At 63.8% G+C, this 17888-nt stretch carries 18 protein-coding genes; 10 read left to right on the top strand and 8 right to left on the bottom strand.

Annotated elements, in window-relative coordinates:
• Positions 1 to 240 precede the first annotated feature (240 nt).
• The 3 genes from BXE_RS35725 (at position 241) to BXE_RS35715 (ending at position 6386) form a co-directional block, all read left to right on the top strand.
• Positions 241 to 5196 (top strand): response regulator, encoded by a 4956-nt coding sequence (locus BXE_RS35725; RefSeq protein WP_011492993.1) that lies wholly within the window; start codon positions 241 to 243, stop codon positions 5194 to 5196.
• A gap of 139 nt (positions 5197 to 5335) precedes the next feature.
• Positions 5336 to 6025 (top strand): nitroreductase, encoded by a 690-nt coding sequence (locus BXE_RS35720; protein ID WP_011492992.1) that lies wholly within the window; start codon positions 5336 to 5338, stop codon positions 6023 to 6025.
• A gap of 49 nt (positions 6026 to 6074) precedes the next feature.
• The gene (locus BXE_RS35715) at positions 6075 to 6386 is read left to right on the top strand and encodes a high-potential iron-sulfur protein (protein WP_011492991.1); all 312 of its coding nucleotides are present in this window, start codon (positions 6075 to 6077) and stop codon (positions 6384 to 6386) included.
• A 55-nt stretch (positions 6387 to 6441) separates the two neighbouring features.
• Here the strand turns inward: BXE_RS35715 and BXE_RS35710 are convergent, their stop codons facing one another.
• Positions 6442 to 6792: a DOPA 4,5-dioxygenase family protein gene (locus tag BXE_RS35710; protein ID WP_011492990.1), complete on the bottom strand. Its 351-nt coding sequence runs from the start codon at positions 6790 to 6792 to the stop codon at positions 6442 to 6444.
• 35 nt (positions 6793 to 6827) lie between these two features.
• Entirely contained in the window at positions 6828 to 7301 is a 474-nt protein-coding gene (locus BXE_RS35705) for a GNAT family N-acetyltransferase (RefSeq protein WP_011492989.1), read from the bottom strand.
• Between the two features lie 634 nt (positions 7302 to 7935).
• Here BXE_RS35705 and BXE_RS35690 point away from each other — a divergent pair.
• Both BXE_RS35690 and BXE_RS35685 read left to right on the top strand, forming a co-directional pair.
• Positions 7936 to 8208, top strand: coding sequence for a DUF1488 domain-containing protein (locus tag BXE_RS35690; RefSeq protein WP_007178505.1), 273 nt, complete (start codon positions 7936 to 7938; stop codon positions 8206 to 8208).
• A gap of 1035 nt (positions 8209 to 9243) precedes the next feature.
• Complete coding sequence (locus BXE_RS35685; protein WP_011492986.1) at positions 9244 to 9717, top strand: hypothetical protein; 474 nt, start codon at positions 9244 to 9246, stop codon at positions 9715 to 9717.
• A gap of 97 nt (positions 9718 to 9814) precedes the next feature.
• Here the strand turns inward: BXE_RS35685 and BXE_RS35680 are convergent, their stop codons facing one another.
• Positions 9815 to 11776, bottom strand: coding sequence for a hypothetical protein (locus BXE_RS35680; RefSeq protein WP_011492985.1), 1962 nt, complete (start codon positions 11774 to 11776; stop codon positions 9815 to 9817).
• A 414-nt stretch (positions 11777 to 12190) separates the two neighbouring features.
• On the opposite strand from BXE_RS35680, the gene BXE_RS35675 reads away from it, so the two are divergent.
• From BXE_RS35675 to BXE_RS35660, 4 genes are all read left to right on the top strand, one after another.
• Positions 12191 to 12544: a YciI family protein gene (locus tag BXE_RS35675; protein ID WP_011492984.1), complete on the top strand. Its 354-nt coding sequence runs from the start codon at positions 12191 to 12193 to the stop codon at positions 12542 to 12544.
• Positions 12545 to 12693: 149 nt separating this feature from the next.
• Complete coding sequence (locus BXE_RS35670; protein ID WP_011492983.1) at positions 12694 to 13107, top strand: YciI family protein; 414 nt, start codon at positions 12694 to 12696, stop codon at positions 13105 to 13107.
• Positions 13108 to 13217: 110 nt separating this feature from the next.
• Positions 13218 to 13625: a VOC family protein gene (locus tag BXE_RS35665; protein WP_011492982.1), complete on the top strand. Its 408-nt coding sequence runs from the start codon at positions 13218 to 13220 to the stop codon at positions 13623 to 13625.
• A 4-nt stretch (positions 13626 to 13629) separates the two neighbouring features.
• Complete coding sequence (locus tag BXE_RS35660; RefSeq protein ID WP_011492981.1) at positions 13630 to 14904, top strand: RNA polymerase sigma factor; 1275 nt, start codon at positions 13630 to 13632, stop codon at positions 14902 to 14904.
• 36 nt (positions 14905 to 14940) lie between these two features.
• Here BXE_RS35660 and BXE_RS47470 read toward each other — a convergent pair whose 3' ends face one another.
• Positions 14941 to 15270, bottom strand: a complete 330-nt coding sequence (locus tag BXE_RS47470) for a class I SAM-dependent methyltransferase (RefSeq protein ID WP_233518994.1) — start codon at positions 15268 to 15270, stop codon at positions 14941 to 14943.
• Positions 15201 to 15404, bottom strand: coding sequence for a hypothetical protein (locus BXE_RS48310; protein ID WP_407668647.1), 204 nt, complete (start codon positions 15402 to 15404; stop codon positions 15201 to 15203). Before BXE_RS48310 ends, BXE_RS47470 begins: the two co-directional genes overlap by 70 nt.
• 9 nt (positions 15405 to 15413) lie before the next feature.
• Between BXE_RS48310 and BXE_RS47460 the strand changes: the two genes are divergently transcribed.
• Positions 15414 to 15611, top strand: a complete 198-nt coding sequence (locus tag BXE_RS47460) for a hypothetical protein (RefSeq protein WP_233519024.1) — start codon at positions 15414 to 15416, stop codon at positions 15609 to 15611.
• 228 nt (positions 15612 to 15839) lie between these two features.
• On the opposite strand, the gene BXE_RS35650 is transcribed toward BXE_RS47460, so the two are convergent.
• From BXE_RS35650 to BXE_RS35640, 3 genes are all read right to left on the bottom strand, one after another.
• Positions 15840 to 16418: a DUF4337 domain-containing protein gene (locus BXE_RS35650; protein WP_011492980.1), complete on the bottom strand. Its 579-nt coding sequence runs from the start codon at positions 16416 to 16418 to the stop codon at positions 15840 to 15842.
• 191 nt (positions 16419 to 16609) lie between these two features.
• Positions 16610 to 16786 carry a DUF1427 family protein gene (locus BXE_RS35645; protein ID WP_007178496.1) on the bottom strand — a complete coding sequence of 59 codons (177 nt, stop codon included), beginning with the start codon at positions 16784 to 16786 and terminating at the stop codon, positions 16610 to 16612.
• Positions 16787 to 16853: 67 nt separating this feature from the next.
• A complete protein-coding gene (locus tag BXE_RS35640) occupies positions 16854 to 17819 on the bottom strand; it encodes a quinone oxidoreductase family protein (protein WP_011492979.1) in 966 nt (321 codons plus the stop codon).
• Between the last annotated feature and the right edge of the window lie 69 nt (positions 17820 to 17888).

The raw sequence follows: 17888 nt of genomic DNA, 5'->3' as shown, positions 1-17888 counted from the left end.
CAACGTACGTTTTACCGGTATTTCAGTTCGCTTCGCGGCATCTCTCTCCGCCAACGCCGCCCCGTTCTGCACAAGCCTTCGCCGCGTGCCGCGAAAGGCCGGCTCATTGGGCCGCGGCGTAACCTCTCACCTTCCTCCAGCATCCCGCTACGTGCGAGAATCGCGCTACGTCGGTTGCGCGATGATCGTTGGCCATCCGTCGTATCAGGCATCGCTTTTGCAACGGCGGTTTGCACGAATATGAGCCGTCGCGTCGAGGAGATCGCGTTGAAAGAGCCGGACCGTTTTGTGTCGGATGAATCGCCCGACGGCTTTGACGCGCCGTCCTTCCTCGCCGGCGGCGGCGAGCTGGGCGCGCTCATTCGCGCTTACGACTGGACGCAGACGGCGCTCGGCCCGCCCGAGAACTGGCCGCAAGGGCTGAAGATCGCGATCCGTATCATGCTCACGTCGCGCCAGCCGATCTGGATTGGCTGGCGCGACGAGCTACTCTATTTTTACAACGACCCATATAAATCGATCATTGGCGGCAAGCATCCGGCCGCGCTCGGGCAGCCGACCAAAGTCGTGTGGCGCGAAATCTGGACCGATATCGAGCCGCTTCTGAATACCGCGCTGGCGGGCGCCGAAGGCATCTTCGTCGAACAGAAGCTGCTCATCATGGAGCGCAACGGCTTTCCCGAAGAGACGTATTACACCTTCTCGTACAGCCCGATTCCCGGCGACGACGGCGAACCCGGCGGCATCATCTGCGCCAACAGCGACGGCACGGCGCAGGTGGTGGGCGAACGGCAACTGGCGCTGCTGAAGGAACTGGCGGCGGTCAGCCCGAACGGCCGCGACTGGCGCCACGCGTGCGAGCTCAGCGCGCGGGCCTTGCAGGCTAACCCGCAAGACCTTCCGTTCGCTCTGTTGTATGCCGCCGAGCCGGGCAGCGACACCGTCGCGCTGGTTGGCGCGTGCGGCATCGAGCCGGGCCACGCCGCGGCTCCGCAAACCATGAAGCTCGACGGCGAGGCGCTGTGGCCCGTCGTCGACGTGTTCGATACCCAGGCGCCGCGGCTGGTGGGTGATCTGACCCAGCGTTTCGGCACCGCGTTGCCGAGCGGTCCGTGGCATATCCCGCCGCAGCAGGCGGTCATCCTGCCGGTGTCGCCCGGCAGCGAATCGACGCAAACGGTGGTTCTGGTCGCCGGCCTGAATCCTTGCCGTCTTTTCGACGACGCCTATCGCAGTTTCCTGAACCTGGCCGCCGGTCAGATCGGCGCGGCGATCGGTTACGCGCGGGCGTACGAGGAGGAGCGGCGGCGCGCGGAAGCGCTGGCCGAAATCGACCGCGCGAAGACCACGTTCTTCTCCAACATCAGCCACGAATTCCGTACGCCGTTGACGCTGATGCTCGGCCCGCTCGAAGAACTGCTTGCCAAGCCGCAGCTGGCCGCAGGCGGCGACAACGCGCGGGTAGGCAGCGACATCGAGGACCGCGCGCTGATCGAGATCACGCATCGCAACGGCTTGCGGCTGCTGAAGCTCGTCAATGCGCTGCTGGACTTCTCGCGCATCGAGGCGGGACGCATGCAGATTCACATGCAACCCACCGATGTCGCGTCGTTCACGGCCGAACTCGCTTCACTGTTCCAGTCCGCGATCGAGGCGGCCGGCCTGCGGCTCGAAGTGGAGATTCCGGCCGCACCCGTGGTCGTGCAGCTCGACCGCGAGATGTGGGAAAAGGTCGTGATGAACCTGCTGTCGAACGCGTACAAGTTCACGTTCTTCGGCACGATTCGCGTCGCGGTTCGCGTGGTTGCCGGCGCCGGTGTCGAGGTCAGTGTGACGGATAGCGGCATCGGTATTGCCGAGGAAGAAGTGCCGCGCCTCTTCGAACGCTTTCATCGCGTGGCGGGCGCGCCGGGACGCTCGGTCGAAGGCAGCGGCATCGGGCTCGCGATGGTGCAGGAACTGGTGAAGTTGCACGGCGGCACGGTGCGGGTGGACAGTGCGCTCGGCGAAGGCGCGTGCTTCACTGTCTCGCTGCCGCACGGCGCCGTGCCGGCCCAGCCCGATGAAGAATCCGTGCATGCCGCCATGAGCAGGCACGCGCGCACCTATGTCGATGCCGCGTTGCGCTGGAGTCCCGAGAACGAGATCGTCGCCGACGCACCGGCCGAGACGGCACTGGCCGGCGCGGCGCCGCCCATAGCCGCGCCCGTCGCCGCCGCGCGGCTGCTGGTCGTCGACGACAACGCGGATCTGCGCGAGTACATGAGCCGTATCCTGCGCGCGGCGGGCCACGAGGTGCGGCTTGCCACCGACGGCCAGGCCGCGCTCGAAGCCGCGCGGCAGGAGCGCCCCGATCTCGTGCTCTCCGACGTGATGATGCCGCGCCTCGACGGCTTCGGCCTGCTGCGCGCGTTGCGCGCCGATCCGGAGTTGCGCGATACGCCGGTGCTGATGCTGTCCGCCCGCGCGGGCGAGGAAGCGCGCGTGGACGGCATCGAGCACGGTGCCGACGACTATCTGACCAAGCCCTTCTCGGCGCGCGAACTGCTGGCCCGCGTGTCGGGCAACCTGCAACTCGCGCGCCTGCGCCGCGAGACCGAGACGAAGCTGCGCGAAGAATCGCGCACTCTGGAGATTCTCAATCGCGTCGGCTCGACGGTGGCGGCCGAACTCGATCTGAACCGCGCGGTGCAGATCGTGACCGACGCGGCCACCGAACTGACCGGCGCCGCGTTCGGTTCGTTCTTCTACAACGTGCTCGACGATAAGGGCGGCAGCTACATGCTTTACACGCTGTCCGGCGTGCCGAAGGAAACCTTCGGGCAGTTTCCGATGCCGCGCAACACGGCGGTGTTCGCGCCTACGTTCATGGGCGAAGGCATCGTTCGTGTCAGCGACATCACGCAGGATCCGCGCTATGGCCACAACGCGCCGCATCGCGGCATGCCGGAAGGTCATCTGAAGGTGCGCAGCTATCTGGCCGCGCCCGTGCAGTCGCGCAGCGGTGAAGTGGTCGGCGGGCTGTTCTTCGGTCATCCGGAGCCCGGCGTGTTTACCGAACGCGCCGAGCGGATCGTGGCCGGCGTCGCCGCGCAGGCCGCCATTGCCATCGACAACGCGCGTTTGTACCAGGCCGCGCAAACCGAAATCGCCGAGCGCACCAAGGCCCAGAGCGCGCTGCACGATCTGAACGAAACGCTGGAGCGCCGCGTGATCGAGACGGTGGCGGACCGCGACCGTCTGTGGGAATTGAGCGAGGATCTGCTGGTGGTGGCCGATATCGAAGGCCGCTTGCAGCGCGTGAGTCCGTCATGGAGCAACGCGCTCGGTCACAATACGCATTGGCTGATGTCGCGTTCCTATGTCGACCTGGTTCACCCGGATGATGTAGAGGTGGTCCGCGCCCATCTGGCCGAACTGCGGCGCACGGGCGTGCCGGTGCGTTATGAAAACCGCTTCAAGCGGATCGACGGCACGTGGCGCTGGGTTGCGTGGACGCTCGCGCTCGATCCCGACACGGCGCGCATTCACGGCGTGGGCCGCGACGTCACGGCCGACAAGGAAACCACCGAGGCCTTGCGGCACGCCGAAGAAGCGCTGCGCATGGCGCAGAAGATGGAAGCGATCGGCAAGCTCACGGGCGGCGTCGCGCACGACTTCAACAACCTGCTGCAGGTGATAGGCGGCAATCTGCAACTGCTGGCGAAAGACGTCGCCGGTTCCGAGAAGCCCGAGCAGCGCGTGCGCAATGCGCTGGCAGGCGTGGCCCGCGGCGCGAACCTCGCCTCGCAACTGCTGGCGTTCGGGCGGCGTCAGCCGCTGGCGCCGAAGGTCGTCAATCTGGGCCGCTTCGTGCGAGGGCTCGACGACATGCTCAGACGCGCGCTTGGCGACGGCGTCGAAATTGAAACGATCGTCTCGGGCGGCTTGTGGAATACGCTGGTCGATCCGTTCCAGGTCGAGAACGCGCTGCTGAATCTGGCAATCAACGCGCGCGACGCCATGAACGGGCATGGCAAGCTCACCATCGAAGCCGGCAATGCCGCGCTCGACGACGCCTACGCCAAGCGCAACGCCGAGGTCACGCCGGGGCAGTACGTGATGCTGGCGGTCACCGACACGGGTGCCGGGATGCCGCCGGAAGTGCGCGAGCGCGTGTTCGAGCCGTTCTTTACGACCAAGCCCGAAGGTCAGGGCACGGGTCTCGGCTTGAGCATGGTGTATGGCTTCGTCAAACAGTCCGGCGGCCACGTGAAGATTTACAGCGAAGAGGGTCACGGCACGACGATTCGCATCTATCTGCCTCGGGTGCGCGAGCAGGAAGACCTCGAAACGAATATCGACGCCGGTCCCGCCAAGGGCGGCACGGAAACCGTTCTGGTGGTCGAAGACGACGAGGAAGTGCGCACCACGGTGGTCGAAATGCTTTCCGATCTCGGCTACCGTGTGCTGAAAGCGAAAGACGCGCAAAGCGCGCTCGCGATCGTCGAAAGCGGCGTGCCGATCGACGTGCTGTTCACCGACGTGGTGATGCCCGGCCCGCTGCGCAGCACCGAACTCGCCCGCAAGGCGCGCGAACGCTTGCCTGCGATCGCGGTGCTGTTCACGTCGGGCTATACGGATAACGCGATCGTGCATTCCGGGCGACTCGACGAAGGCATTGAACTGCTCAGCAAGCCCTACACGCACGAAGCGTTGGCGCGCAAAATCCGCTACGTGCTGCAAACGCAGAATCCGCAGGCGGCCGAAATCGCCGAGGCCGGCCAGCACCTTCTCGATATCGATCCGCCAGCCATGCCGGATAGCGCCGATAGCGCCGATAGCGTCGCCGCTCAGCCGCGGCCGCGGATTCTGCTGGTGGAGGACGACGAGCTGGTTCGCGCGAGCACCGCTGAATTGCTGCGCATGTTCGAATTCGACATTCTGGAGGCCGAAGGTGAGCACGACGCAAAGCAGATTCTCAGCGAGCATGCGATCAGCGTAATGCTGACCGACGTGGGGCTGGCGGGCAAGTCGGGTGTCGATCTCGCGCTGGAGGTGTGTGCCGGGCGGCCCGATCTGCGCGTGATCTTTCTGACCGGCTACGACCTCGTGCTGACCCCGGAGCAGCGCAAGGTTTTGCCGCACGCTATCCTGCTGCGCAAGCCGTACGATCTGCTCGATCTCATCGATGCGCTGAAAACGCCGCTGCGCTAGTGGCACTGTGCAAAGCCAGGTCCGCTGCGCAAAGCCGGTGACGCCCGGTAGGCGCTTGCCGGCCTCCCAGCGCACAAGTGCGCGCTCGCGCTAGAATTCCCGCAGACCGCCACACTGCTGGCTCAGCCGGAATTCGCCGATGACCACACCCGCCAACGCCGTCGACACCGCGCTCATCACGCGGCGTTCCATTCGCGCTTTTCTGCCCACACCCGTGCCGCGCGCCGATATCGAAGCCATTCTCGAAGCGGCCAGCCGCGCGCCTTCCGGCACCAACACGCAGCCGTGGAAAGTCTACGTGGTGACGGGCGAGTCGCTTGCGCGTCTTTCGCGGGCCTTGCTTGCCGCTTACGACGATCCGCAACGCGATGCACTGTACCAGGAAGAGTATCCGTACTACCCGCATCAATGGGTTTCACCGTACATCGACCGGCGCCGCAAAATCGGCTGGGATCTGTATGGCCTGCTCGGCATCACGAAAGGCGACAAGGCGCGCATGCATGAGCAGCATGCGCAGAACTACCGCTTCTTCGGCGCACCGGTGGGCTTGTTCTTCACCATCGACCGGGTCATGGAGCGCGGCAGCTGGCTCGACTACGGCATGTTCCTGCAGGCGATCATGACCGCCGCGCGCGGCCGTGGTCTCGATACCTGTCCACAGGCAGCGTTTACGCAGTTTCACCGGGTGATTGCGGAGCATCTCGGCTTGCCGCCCGAAGAACAACTGGTGTGCGGCATGTCGCTCGGTTTCGCCGACGAAGACGCGCTGGTCAACACGTTGCGCACCGAGCGCGAACCGGTTGAGCGGTTCACGCGATTTCTCGATTGACGGCGGTTGATCGCGATCGAGGCAAGTCCCTACCCACAATCGGACCTATATGAAAACATCGCGCCGCCATTTTCTGCTGCTGGGCGTGAGCGCGGGCTCAGTGCTCGCACTCGCCCGTACTGCCTTCGCCGAGCCTGCGAACACGCTCAGCGAAAGCGATCCGAAGGCGCAAGCCGTCGGCTACAAGGAGGACGTTTCCAGGGTCGACAAAACGAAATTCCCCAGTTACGCCGCCGGACAAACCTGCGGTAACTGCTCGCTGTTCCAGGGTAAAGCCACGGACGCATACGGCGGTTGCACACTGTTCGGCGACAAGCAGGTTGCCGCGCGCGGCTGGTGCAGTTCGTATTCGAACATGTGAAGCGCAACAGCGGGCGGCGCGCTATCCGGTTCGCCGCGCGTCGCGTTCACGGCGCTCAGTTCAGCGCGCTCAGCACCAGTTCGTGTGAATGGCCGATCCATACGGCTGCGTCGCGGTGATCGCGGAGCGCGTCGCCGGTATTCGGGTGCAGGAAGATATCCAGTGCGCCGTGATTGAGCGTTAGCCAGCCGACCAGGTCGGCGAACTGCTCCTGCGTGAACGCGAGCTGATACGACCACATGGGATGCGGTCCCACCGGGCGCTCATGAAAGCGGCCCAGTTGCAGTTTGCCGCTCCAGTGTGCTTCGATCTGCTCGCGCAAGGTCCACGCGGCGTCGCGGCTGCTCGCATCGAAATACACATGGGCATGCCAGCTTGCAATGGCGGAGGTGTCGCGAAAGGTCATAACAGGTCCGTTGCGTATCAGTCTTTATCCGACATTCATTCTGCTTCAATTTCCGTCGGCGCGCGTGGCGCGCGCCTCATGTAAAACTGTCGGTCATCTGCGCCGACGATCTCGAAGCCGAGACGTTCGTACAGGCGCTGCGCGGGATTACCTTTGAGCACCTTAAGGGTGACCGGCAATGCGTCGGCTTGCGCGGCGCGCAACACCGATTGCAGCGCGCGTTCGCCGATACCGCGCCCTTGAAGCGACGGCATGATCTGCAATTGCACGACGACCCATTCGGTTTGCGTGCGATGCGCTTTGAGCAAACCGGCCGGCTCGCCGTCGATGCAAATCACGCGCGCCGTGTCATAACGATGCAGCAGACGCGCGCGATGCTCGATATCGTCCGATGGTTCGCCGACGCGCGCGAGGTGCTCCGTCATGGTCGCCTTGCGTAGCTCGAACAGGAAGGCCTCGTCCGTGTCTAGCGCCGGGCGCAGGGTGAAAGCGGGTTCTTGAACGGACATGTGGGTCACGTTGCCGGCGTGCCGGCGGCTAGTAAGAATGGTCGTGAATTGTCGCGCCAGCAGCGCTTTTTTACCACGCGGTTATGTTTGTGCCTCTCGACCCGGCTGTTCGCCGGTCGCGCCAAGGCCGACGCTGGGCAGTCCGCGAGGCTGCGGATTCGCCTGCTCGCGTGCGCGCCGCTTCAGGCGCGACCGATGTTTGCGGCGCGCCTGAAGCAGGGCGCGGCCTGTCGGCGCTGCGCGCGCTACGGTTAATGCGGCACGGTTTATGTCGATTGGCATGCGCTTTGCTTTTGCCTCATCCGCGAATTGCAGGCGGCGTGGGTTCGAAGCGGAACCGCGAGGCAACGATGCCGGCGAAGCATAACAACGACACATGCTGAATACGAAGCCACACATTGTCACGTACGGGGTTGATAGCGACGCGATGACGCTCGTCTTTTATCCCCACACTGTTTGTCTGCGCTTTGCCGATACGCACGGCATTTGCCACGAGCGCTGGCCGCCGCATTCCTGGTTCGCGATGTCTTGCGGATCGCGAGGTGCGCGCTGTGGCTTTGCGTAGCTATTCAGTTTCTTCCGGTGTCGTTCGTTCAACACGGCGAGCGGCTTAACGAACTTTGCGAGGTGGGCTATGGAGATTATCGAGCTCGAACCCAGCGTCTCGGCAGACGGACGCGCGGTGATTTTCCAGCTTTCGACGCGAGGACGGGACCTCGAGTGCGCCGTCACGCGTGAGGCGTTGGAACAGCATTTCTGGTTGCAACGCGACGCCGGCGAGGAACGCGTCTTGAAGACGTTCGCGGACGGACGCAAGCGCATTACCGCCGTGGCGGAAAGAAAAATGCTGGCACGTCCGGGCGAAAAAGTGCTGCTGACGATCGCCGATTTTGCCGCCCGGGGTTGAGGAGGCGGCTCGATGCCATTGCGCGTTTCGTTCGCGTTCGCGGTCGTGTGATATGTCGTCGTGCAACCGCACGTCCCCGACATCCAGCGAGCGACGGTGACAGTACCGTTGCTCGCTGAACGTTGCCGACCTTTGCCGGCTCGATTCACTTCCAATCGGTCCGGCCATTGAAGTCGCCGGCAACAGATCCGCCCTCGTAAATAGCCGTATTTATCACTCTGGACGGCGCCGCGCGCGCCCGCTCACGTCTGAGGAAATCGGCCTGTTACGCTGATTCGCCAAACTGGCCTGCCAATTCCCCTCGCTTCGCGCAATTGCATTGGCAAGGGCCGGCATACACTGTTTTTCATGGAGCGACAGATGACCGAGCCCCATCGACGCGGTCTTCCCCCGCGTTGTTTTGAACCGTACCGTTGATGGCAGTTTGCCGCGGTTTGTCGAACGCGGCAGGGCAGTAAAGCAGTAGGTAGTAGAAGCAATGCAAACAGCGCGCAATCCATGCAATTGGCGCGTGAATCAGCAGGGGGTTGCAGCCAGGTGATGTTGAAGGCGAGGGACCCGGCTGTGATGCAGTGGTAGTTCAAGCAACAACAGCTCAAGTAACAACGGCTTTGCAGATGTAGTTCAAGTAGCAGCTCTGATAGTTTGTGGTGGGTAAAAGTCGGCAAGCATCCACGCGCGAGTACGACTGTTCCATCCTGTCCGGCCCTGTTCCTTCACGGGAACAGGGTTTTTTTTCGTCTCGTTGCGCGGCACGTCTTGCAATTGGCGGGTTCGCGCCGATATGCGGACGTTGCATCGCGTTTTGCGGTTTGTCGGTGGATATTCGATACCCGGCCGGCCGCATGGTGTGAGACGCTGCACATGAACGGGACTTGATGTAGTTTAAGTCTGTCTTAATAGTTGCTTGCCATGATGGCCACACAGACTCGCATCAGGGCCTGTTCAAGCCGCCGGCGTATCGGCGGCGTTTGCCACGGTAGAGCAGACGCGTCCGGTGGCGAAGCCGAGAGCCAGAGAAGGAGTTGAATCGATATGTCCAGTAAATCGCGAGTCCGCAAGCACAACCAGTCGGCCATGTCCCCGCTGTTGCGCGCGTTGACCTATAGCCGCACCGCCCATGAGCCGGTTACGTCGGCGATGCTTCTGCAGTGCTATACCGCCCTCGATGCATTCCGGAACGGTCACGGTTCGCGGAATCTGCATATGACCTTGAGCCGGCATTTGCTGGTGTCGCAAGAGCTCGAGCGGCTCGGCCTCGGCGAGGACGTGCTGTCCGACATCGAAAGCGCGCATGCGGCGATGGTTCAGCTCGACACGCGTGAACACAGCGAAGGCGCATGGGCACTGCAAGACGGCGAATACACCCGCCTGTGCACGGCGCTGGCGATTCTCGACGGCCAGCTGAGCGTGGCATCGCTGAGCGAGATTGCGAGCGCGGAAGCCAGGATGATAGAAGGATTGATGAGGTCCGCGCAGGTGCAGGCAATTGCGGAAGCCGTGGTCTGAGCGGCACGCACGGGTTTCTCCATTCTCCGGCAAACAGACGAAACGCCCCATGTGGGGCGTTTTTCGTTCAGCCGGTTGGATGTGCCATTACGTGGCGCTAATCGTTGTACTTCGTAATGTCGTAGAACGCGATCCCGTTCTGCCCGCCGCTCAATTGCACGAGCCGCGAATTCCCCGAGATCAGCGGCGGGAATGGGCAATTCGAGCAAGTCACCACGCCGAGCGAATTGACGCCTGCGCTCACTGTAGTTTGATACTGGCCGAACGTGGTGTTGTTCGGCGCGCCGACAGAAAAGCCGTCCACTTCCGTTACCGAACCCAAGGCCGTCAGACCGGTTGCCTGAATCTGCACGGACGTCACCGGATAGGCGAGGTCCTGTCCGTTCACGAGGCTCGACCACGTCACGCTCATCGCGTACTGCGTGCCCGCGAGCGAGCCGGCCGGCGTCAGGAATTCAGTCGCGAAATCTGGCAGCAGCGTCGGCCATGCAACCGAGCCACCGGCCGCTGCGCTCAGCGGGCTGCCTGGATTGATGATCGACGACTGGCCGAGTTGCGCGCCGTTTCTGTCGTAGAACGTCACCGTGTAGGTCGAATAGAGCGGCACGCTGCTCGCATCGATTGATTGCGGCGAGTAATAGCCGCTCGCGGCAGGCGCCGTGAAGTTCGCCGTAGACGACAGCGACTGCCATGACCAGCGGTACAGCGACGTGTTGCTGCTGGTCGTGGCAGGCGATACCGGCGCGGCGTTCAGAACTGTGTCCGAGAGACCCAGCGTGCTGCTGCCCACCGCATTGCGCGGCATCAGCCAGACGGGCGCAGCGAGACCGGGGCCGGTGACGGAGGCCGAATAAACCGTGGGATTCGACGCGGTCGGGATCGCGATCGTGAGGCCCGACTCATAACGGTTCACGTCGCTCAATCTCGAATCGAGGAAGGTTCGCCGCGCGATCTGCGAGTCGATGGATACGGCGAATTGCGACTGATTGCCGACCAGGTCCCAGCCAAGCTGCGTGCCGTCGGCCAGCGTGGCGGGCGTCGCGCGTTGCTGCGCGATGCTGTAGAGCACGCCGGCCGCCGTGCCGCTCGCGAGCGTGAACGGCAATTGCACGAGCGCCTGCTGCTTGCCGTTGCGCGTGAAGAACGCGAGCGTCTTCGGCGAACCGAAGACGGCGCCGGCCAACGCCGCATCCGTCGAGCCGTGGCCGACGGCGAGATCGGTCGAGCCGTTTTCCAGGTACGTGGCGTCGATGGCGGGCGAACACGATGTATTGAGCGTGCCGTTTGCCGCGCAGGTGGTGAGCAGCGTCGCGAGCGGGGCCAGATAATTCGCGGCCACTGGCGGCGCGGCGAGCGTCACCGATTGTGCGGTCTTGTTGTTCAGCGCCACGGTCGTGCCCGGCGCGGCATTGGACAGCAGCGACAGGCCACCGTTAGCGGACGTGACGAGCGACACCGTGTCGATGACCGCGTCCGCGCCGGTATGGTTCGGCGTGAACGCTGCGCCGATAGGATCGAAACCGGCCAGTTGCAGGCCGTTCTGCGCGAGGATGTTCGCCAGCATCGTGTCGAGCGTGATGGTGGCGATCTGCACGGCGGGCAATGTGACCTTGGTCAGCGCCGTGATCGACGCAAGGTCGAGCGGGCTGCCGGAGGCTGTGAGCATCGCGGTAATCGCGGTGGTCAGCGTGGTGACGTTGACGACAGCCGGCGCGGTGCCGGTCGGCAACTTCGCGAGCACCGAGACGAGCGGGGCGGACAGACGGGCGGCGTCGCTGGCGACGATCAGGAACGGCGCGGTCATGCCCTTCACCGGGATCGAGTACGCGCCTTGCGCGTTGGTGGTCGCGGTGGCCTGCGCGCCGGTCGCATCGATCAGCGTGACGTTCGCGCCGACCAGGGCGCTGCCCGCGGCCACGGTCCCGCCGACCGCGGTCGCCGTAACGGCCGGCGGGTTCGACGATCCCGAATTGGAGCCGCCGCCTCCACAGCCGCTGAGCTGGAAAAAGGCAAACGCCACAGCGGCGGCAGCGCCGCTGCGCACTAACGATCGATGCATGAATTTCCCCGACGCTTTGATTATTCGATTGCTTGTGAATGGTTATCTATAGCCGGCAGCTTTCGCCGATGAATGCGCACGATCTGAATCGCCCGGCGTCGTTAAATTGAAAGCTGATTTCCCGCGCCTGCCAAAACGATAAAACGGCAATTTCACGACACATCTTTAGCGCGTAGGGAGAATACTTCAACGCGGCATTATCGCGTCGCGCGGTAAAAAAACAATGATGATGCCGCGCGGTTATTACGAGTGTCCGTAAGGCGTGCGGCTGGGCGCCTCGCCAGCGCCGGATCAGGTTTGCCGGAGTCTTTCATGCTTGTTAGACTGCCTTTCGCCAACCCACCGCGAGCGCGACCTTTGCCTCTTACGCTTCCAGGGCGTTCACGTTAGCGGCGCGATCAAATCGGAGACGCCATGTCTTATATGCTGCTCATCGTCGAACCCCCGAATCAGCGCACGGAACGCGGTGAAACTGCGGGCCGCGAGGTCTACGACCAGATGGTCCGTTTCGCGGCCGATCTGAAAGCGCGCGGCAAACTGCTCGCGGTCGAATCGCTCACGTCGTCTAGCGACGCCGTGCGCGTACAGATACGCGACGGCCAGCCGAAACTGCTCGACGGCCCCTTCGCCGAAGCCAAGGAAATGGTCGGTGGCTTCTTCCTGCTCAATTGCGAAACCCGCGAAGAAGCCGTGGCAATCGCGCAGGCCTGTCCGGCGGCAACGTGGTGCACGGTCGAAGTCCGCAAGCTCGGGCCTTGTTTCGCCTAGCCGGTTCGCGCATCCACAGCATGTGTTCTCGGGGTTTTCCCTGGCGGATCGGCGTGCATGTCGATCCGGTCGCGCATTGTTCGTCGTGTGGGTAGAAAGCCTGTCAACGTGCGCGGCTTTCCCTCTCACAACAAAAAGGAGTAACGGCAATGCGATTCATGATCCTCGTAAAGGCAACGGCTGCCAGCGAAGCCGGCGAAATGCCGGAAGCGTCCCTCATGGCCGCGATGGGCGCCTATCACGAAGAACTGGCCAAAGCCGGCGTGCTGCTCGACGCCACCGGCCTGCAACCGAGCTCGAAAGGCTGGCGCGTTCGCTACAGCGGCGGCCGGCGTTCAGTGGTGGACGGCCCGTTTGCCGAAACCAAGGAACTGATTGCCGGCTATACGCTGATCCAGGTGCGCTCGCGTGAAGAAGCGATGGAATGGGCGCGGCGCTTTCCGGCGCCCTTCGGCGAGCAGGCCGACGGCGAAATCGAAGTGCGTCAGTTGTTCGAACTCGACGACTTCGAACCCAGCCCCGAGTTGGACCGGTTCCGTGAGCTGGAAGCAGGCAAGCGCTGAAGCGTGAATCGGGACTTCGCCGAACGCGGCGCATGGCGGCTAAGCAGCGCGACGCACCGGACATGGCGCGCTGAAGCCGTCCGGCCACAACCTCATCAACGGACTGCATCATGCACAAGCAGATCTACGTCAATCTCGCAGTGGATGATCTCGAACGGTCGAAAGCTTTTTTCAGCGCGATCGGGTTGAGCTTCGAGCCGAGATTCACGAACGGGCAGGCGGCCTGCCTGATCCTCGGCGAGGACATCTACGCGATGTTGCTGGTCAAGGACCTGTTCAAGTCGTTCACGCGCAAGTCGCTGTGCGACCCGAAGGAGAGCACGGAAGCGCTGGTGGGCCTGTCGTGCGAAAGCCGGCAGGAGGTGGATGCACTGGTTGCCAGGGCGCTCGCCGCCGGCGGCACGGTACCGCGCGCGCCGCAGGATTATGGTTTCATGTACGGGCACGGCTTCGAGGATATCGACGGCCACATCTGGGAGCTCATCTACATGGACCCGAACGCCAGGGCGGTGGGCTGAGGCTGTGACCACGGCAGCCACCCACCATGCCATCGAGGCAGTCTGGCGGATCGAATCCGCCAAGGTCATCGCCCACGTCGCGCGAATCGTGCGTGACGTGGGGCTCGCCGAAGAGCTGGCGCAAGACGCCCTGGTGGCCGCGCTTGAGCATTGGCCCGATGCGGGCGTGCCCGACAATCCGGGAGCGTGGCTGATGGCGACTGCAAAGAACCGTGCTCTCGACCGTTTGCGTCAGGAGGCGCTGCATGCCCGCAAGCACCAGGAGTTGGGTCACGACCTCGACGCGCTGGAGGCTCATGTCGTGCCCGATTTCGTCGATACCCTCGATGCCGCCCGCGCCGACGATATCGGCGACGACCTGCTGCGACTCGTGTTCACCGCGTGCCATCCGGTGTTGTCCACCGACGCGCGCGTCGCGCTCACCCTGCGCCTGCTCGGCGGCCTCACCACGGAAGAAATCGCGCGCGCGTTTCTCGTGCCCGAGCCGACCATCGCCCAGCGAATCGTGCGGGCCAAGCGCACGCTCTCGGCGGCCAGGGTGCCGTTCGAGGTGCCCCAGGCGGAGGCGCGCGCGCCGCGGCTCGCCTCGGTGCTACAAGTCATCTATCTGATTTTCAACGAAGGCTATTCGGCCACTGCCGGCGACGACTGGATGCGTCCGGCGCTATGCGAGGAAGCGCTGCGGCTTGGCCGCGTGCTGAGCGGTCTCGTGCCGAACGAAAGCGAAGCGCACGGCCTCGTCGCGCTGATGGAGATTCAGGCGTCGCGCACGCATGCTCGCACGGATGCGCAAGGCCGCCCTGTGCTGCTGCTCGAACAGGACCGCAGCCGCTGGGATCCGCTGCTGATCCGTCGCGGACTTGCCGCGCTCGACAGCGCGCATGCGCTGGGCGGCGCGAGCGGCCCCTATGCGCTACAGGCGGCGCTCGCGGCCTGCCACGCCCGTGCGCGTCGCGCGGACGATACCGACTGGGCGCAGATCGTCGCGTTGTATGACGCGCTGTCACAGGTTGCGCCTTCGCCGGTGGTCGAGCTGAACCGCGCGGTGGCGGTCGGCATGGCGTTCGGCCCCGCTGCCGGTCTGGAGATTGTCGACGTGCTGGCAGCGGACGCCGCGCTCGCGAACTACCACTGGCTGCCGAGTGTACGCGGCGACCTGCTGGCGAAGCTCGGCCGCGAGGAAGAGGCGCGCGCCGAATTCGAACGCGCTGCCGGGATGACGCGCAATGCGCGCGAACGCGAGTTGTTGCTCGAACGCGCGCGCGGCATTGCGCATTGAGATTGACGGCATGCGATGCAAGCGCGGAGCGCCGTGTCAGACGGCGCACGCCCGCAGCAGATAAAACTCACGCGGGCCATACGCTTGCGGCGGGTCGCCGAGCGGCTCGACATAGCGGGTAATGCCGATCCGATCGAATCCCGCGGCCACGCAGGCGGCCTCCAGTGCTGCTGCGTCATGCACCGTGAAGCCGTACTCGGCGAAAGGCATTTCGATGGCGGCCTCCGGCGTGATGGCTGCGATCACCAGCGTGCCGTCCACCTGCAGCACACGGCGAATTTCTGCCAGGCCGGCCGTCAGGTTGGGCCAGAAATAGGTGCTGTTGATCGTGACTGCCTTGTCGAACGAGGCGGCTGCGAACGGCATGGCGACGACATCCCCGTTTCGAGCCTGACCTGGCCGTCGCGCACGAAAGCCGCGTTGCGGCAACGAGCGGCGGCGATCATGGTGGGCGATAGATCGATACCGGTGAAGCGCAGCCGCGCGGCCTGATCGAGCACGTAGCCGATATGGCCGCCGTTGCCGAGGCCAACTTCGAGAACGCGCTCGTTTGCGTGCAGATCGAGCAGATCGAACGACGTTGCGATAACCGCGCGATTCGAGCGTTCCAGCATATCGCCGACCGCTATGCCGATTTTTCCCGCAGGGCAGCCGAGCTGGGGAAGGAGAATGCTTTCCTCCAGGTTGGCGGTCGCCACCTCGCCTGACAATTCAGTAGTTTCTCTCACAGCGATTCCTCCATGACAGATCGTGCCGGATGCGGTGTTCGCCGTAGAAGCGCGAACAGTAATACGGCATCCTTAATTTATGTCATGAAGCGGCGCGGCGCTTATCTCTTTAATGCGCCCGTTCGGGACGAGCCGACATGCAAAACATTATTGACCCGCATCTCACGGGCAGTGAAAGCCGCGCCGTGTTGCGCGGCCACTCATTCATCAAGCCGAGAAAAACGCCAGCGCGCCGGTGATCACGCCGGCTCCCGCCACCACGAACGAGAGATTGCGCAGCCATTTCTTGCGGGTCAGCAGCGTGATCGCGCACAGGGCGATCGCCACCTGAATCAGCGTGGTGGCCTGCGCCCAGCGATGATGGCCGTGCAGGAGCGTTTCACTCCTGGCGTCGTTATCCACGACTTCCTTTTCGATCGCTTCGGCCTTCGCGCGGATCGGCTCTTTCTGCTGCTTGTACTTGTCGACGTCGGCGAGGAATTTCGCATGCGCGTCGGCGTTGCCGGCGGACAGCGCGGCGCCGAGTTCAGCGAGGTTTTCCTTCTCGCCCTTCGCCTGGTAATAGTTCCACTGGTTCGACGCTTCGGTCTTCCTGATGGCGGCTTCGTTCTTGTAGTACAGCGCGAGGTTTTCGCTGTTGCCGCTCTGATAGGCGCACAGCGCGCCGATTGTCGCGAGAATGGCCGTGATCACGGCCATTCGGCTCGCGAACGGATCCGCGTCATGATGGCCCGCGTGTTCCACGGCATGGTCGTGCGGACCATGTACTTCGTATTCTTCAGGCATCTGATTCTCCGAGGCAAAGCTTTTCTTGTCGTTTCCAGACGGCGCACGGGCCCGTTGGGGCTCAATCTTAGCGTGCGGCGCACGGTGACAGAAAAGGTGACGGCCTGGAGAGCCTGAAGATGCGGTCGCGTTGGCTCTTTTGATCAACGCGCTGAACTCAACGCGAACGACGTGCGGCGGCATGCAGCGTGTCAATGAATGCCCGACGCCAGCCACGTGCGCACCAACGGAATCACATGTTCGCCGCCCAGCATGCCGAGCAGTCCGACCAGCGCGATGGTTGGCGGCGCGGGCGATTTCACTTCCATCACGCTGTAGAGAAGGCCGACCACCACGCCGGCGGCCAGCGAGATCAAATACGCTTTCATGACTGTTGTACCTTGGTGAGGCGTTTCGTAAAAAGCGGGCCGCTACGCCCGCCAATCGTTCCGGCGATTACATCGTAATGACGACCCGGCCGCGCGTGCCGGCGGCAACGGCTTCGTACGCTTCGCGAGCACGTTCGAGCGGGAAGGTCTGCGCGATCACTGGTCCGGTCAGCTTGCCGGTTTCGAAGCCTTCGACCAGCGCTGTCATCAACGGCGCCGAGTCCGCAACGCCGAGCTTCGCGCTATCCACGCCGAGCAGTTGGGTCTCGTTGTGATAGAAGTCGATCAGATCGAATTCGACGCGGCGCTTGCCGGTCGCGCTGATTTCCAGCACGCGGCCACGCCGTTTGACGAGGCTCAATGCGGTCTCGAAGGCCACGCCGCCGACCGTGTCATACACCACGTCCGCACCTGCGCCGCCGGTCAGCGCTCTCAAGCGACCGGTGACGTTTTCGTCGAACGGAACGTAGTCGTCGATCAGGCGGCCCGCCGGCGTATCCGCGTCGAGCGGATGACGGTCCACGGCGATCACACGGGCGCCGCGTGCCTTGGCGATCTGGACCACCGCGCCGCCCACGCCGCCGCCCGCGCCGATCACCGCGATGGTTTCGCCCGCTTGCAGATGCGCGTACTCGACCGTGCCCAGCCACGCCACCACGAAGTTCACGCCGATCGCGGAAGCTTCGGCATGGCTCAGCGTTCCGGGTTTGCGCGACAGTGCCGCGAGCGGCACCTTGATGAACTCGGCATGTGTGCCGTCGCGTGTGAAGCCGATGTCGCCACCCGTGCCCCACACTTGCGCGCCGAGCCATGTTTGCGGGCCGTCCACCACCACGCCGCTGAAGTCGCGCCCGGGCGTGCGGGGTAGGACCGTGTGTCCAAAATGTCCGGAGACGTTCTTGACGTCGCTCGGATTCACCGAGGCCGCCTTGACCTGTACCACGACGTTGTCCGCATCGGCTTGCGGAGTCGGCAGATCGACGTGTTCGAGCACCTCGGGGCTGCCAAAAGATTTGAACTGGATGGCTTTCATCGTATGTCGCTCCTTGCTGGATTCCGGGCTGTTTCGCGTAGCTAGTGAAACCTAGTCTAGATGACCGGC

Source organism: Paraburkholderia xenovorans LB400, assembly GCF_000013645.1.
Taxonomy (GTDB): domain Bacteria; phylum Pseudomonadota; class Gammaproteobacteria; order Burkholderiales; family Burkholderiaceae; genus Paraburkholderia; species Paraburkholderia xenovorans.
The sequence above is the reverse complement of the archived record's forward strand: the minus strand, read 5'-3'. Positions and strand labels throughout refer to the sequence as shown.

Coding starts and splice junctions, on each gene's coding strand:
- BXE_RS35725 (WP_011492993.1), top strand. CDS start 241: ATGAGCCGTCGCGTCGAGGAGATCGCGTTGAAAGAGCCGGACCGTTTT.
- BXE_RS35720 (WP_011492992.1), top strand. CDS start 5,336: ATGACCACACCCGCCAACGCCGTCGACACCGCGCTCATCACGCGGCGT.
- BXE_RS35715 (WP_011492991.1), top strand. CDS start 6,075: ATGAAAACATCGCGCCGCCATTTTCTGCTGCTGGGCGTGAGCGCGGGC.
- BXE_RS35710 (WP_011492990.1), bottom strand. CDS start 6,792: ATGACCTTTCGCGACACCTCCGCCATTGCAAGCTGGCATGCCCATGTG.
- BXE_RS35705 (WP_011492989.1), bottom strand. CDS start 7,301: ATGTCCGTTCAAGAACCCGCTTTCACCCTGCGCCCGGCGCTAGACACG.
- BXE_RS35690 (WP_007178505.1), top strand. CDS start 7,936: ATGGAGATTATCGAGCTCGAACCCAGCGTCTCGGCAGACGGACGCGCG.
- BXE_RS35685 (WP_011492986.1), top strand. CDS start 9,244: ATGTCCAGTAAATCGCGAGTCCGCAAGCACAACCAGTCGGCCATGTCC.
- BXE_RS35680 (WP_011492985.1), bottom strand. CDS start 11,776: ATGCATCGATCGTTAGTGCGCAGCGGCGCTGCCGCCGCTGTGGCGTTT.
- BXE_RS35675 (WP_011492984.1), top strand. CDS start 12,191: ATGTCTTATATGCTGCTCATCGTCGAACCCCCGAATCAGCGCACGGAA.
- BXE_RS35670 (WP_011492983.1), top strand. CDS start 12,694: ATGCGATTCATGATCCTCGTAAAGGCAACGGCTGCCAGCGAAGCCGGC.
- BXE_RS35665 (WP_011492982.1), top strand. CDS start 13,218: ATGCACAAGCAGATCTACGTCAATCTCGCAGTGGATGATCTCGAACGG.
- BXE_RS47470 (WP_233518994.1), bottom strand. CDS start 15,270: ATGCCGTTCGCAGCCGCCTCGTTCGACAAGGCAGTCACGATCAACAGC.
- BXE_RS47460 (WP_233519024.1), top strand. CDS start 15,414: ATGGCCGCCGTTGCCGAGGCCAACTTCGAGAACGCGCTCGTTTGCGTG.
- BXE_RS35650 (WP_011492980.1), bottom strand. CDS start 16,418: ATGCCTGAAGAATACGAAGTACATGGTCCGCACGACCATGCCGTGGAA.
- BXE_RS35645 (WP_007178496.1), bottom strand. CDS start 16,786: ATGAAAGCGTATTTGATCTCGCTGGCCGCCGGCGTGGTGGTCGGCCTT.
- BXE_RS35640 (WP_011492979.1), bottom strand. CDS start 17,819: ATGAAAGCCATCCAGTTCAAATCTTTTGGCAGCCCCGAGGTGCTCGAA.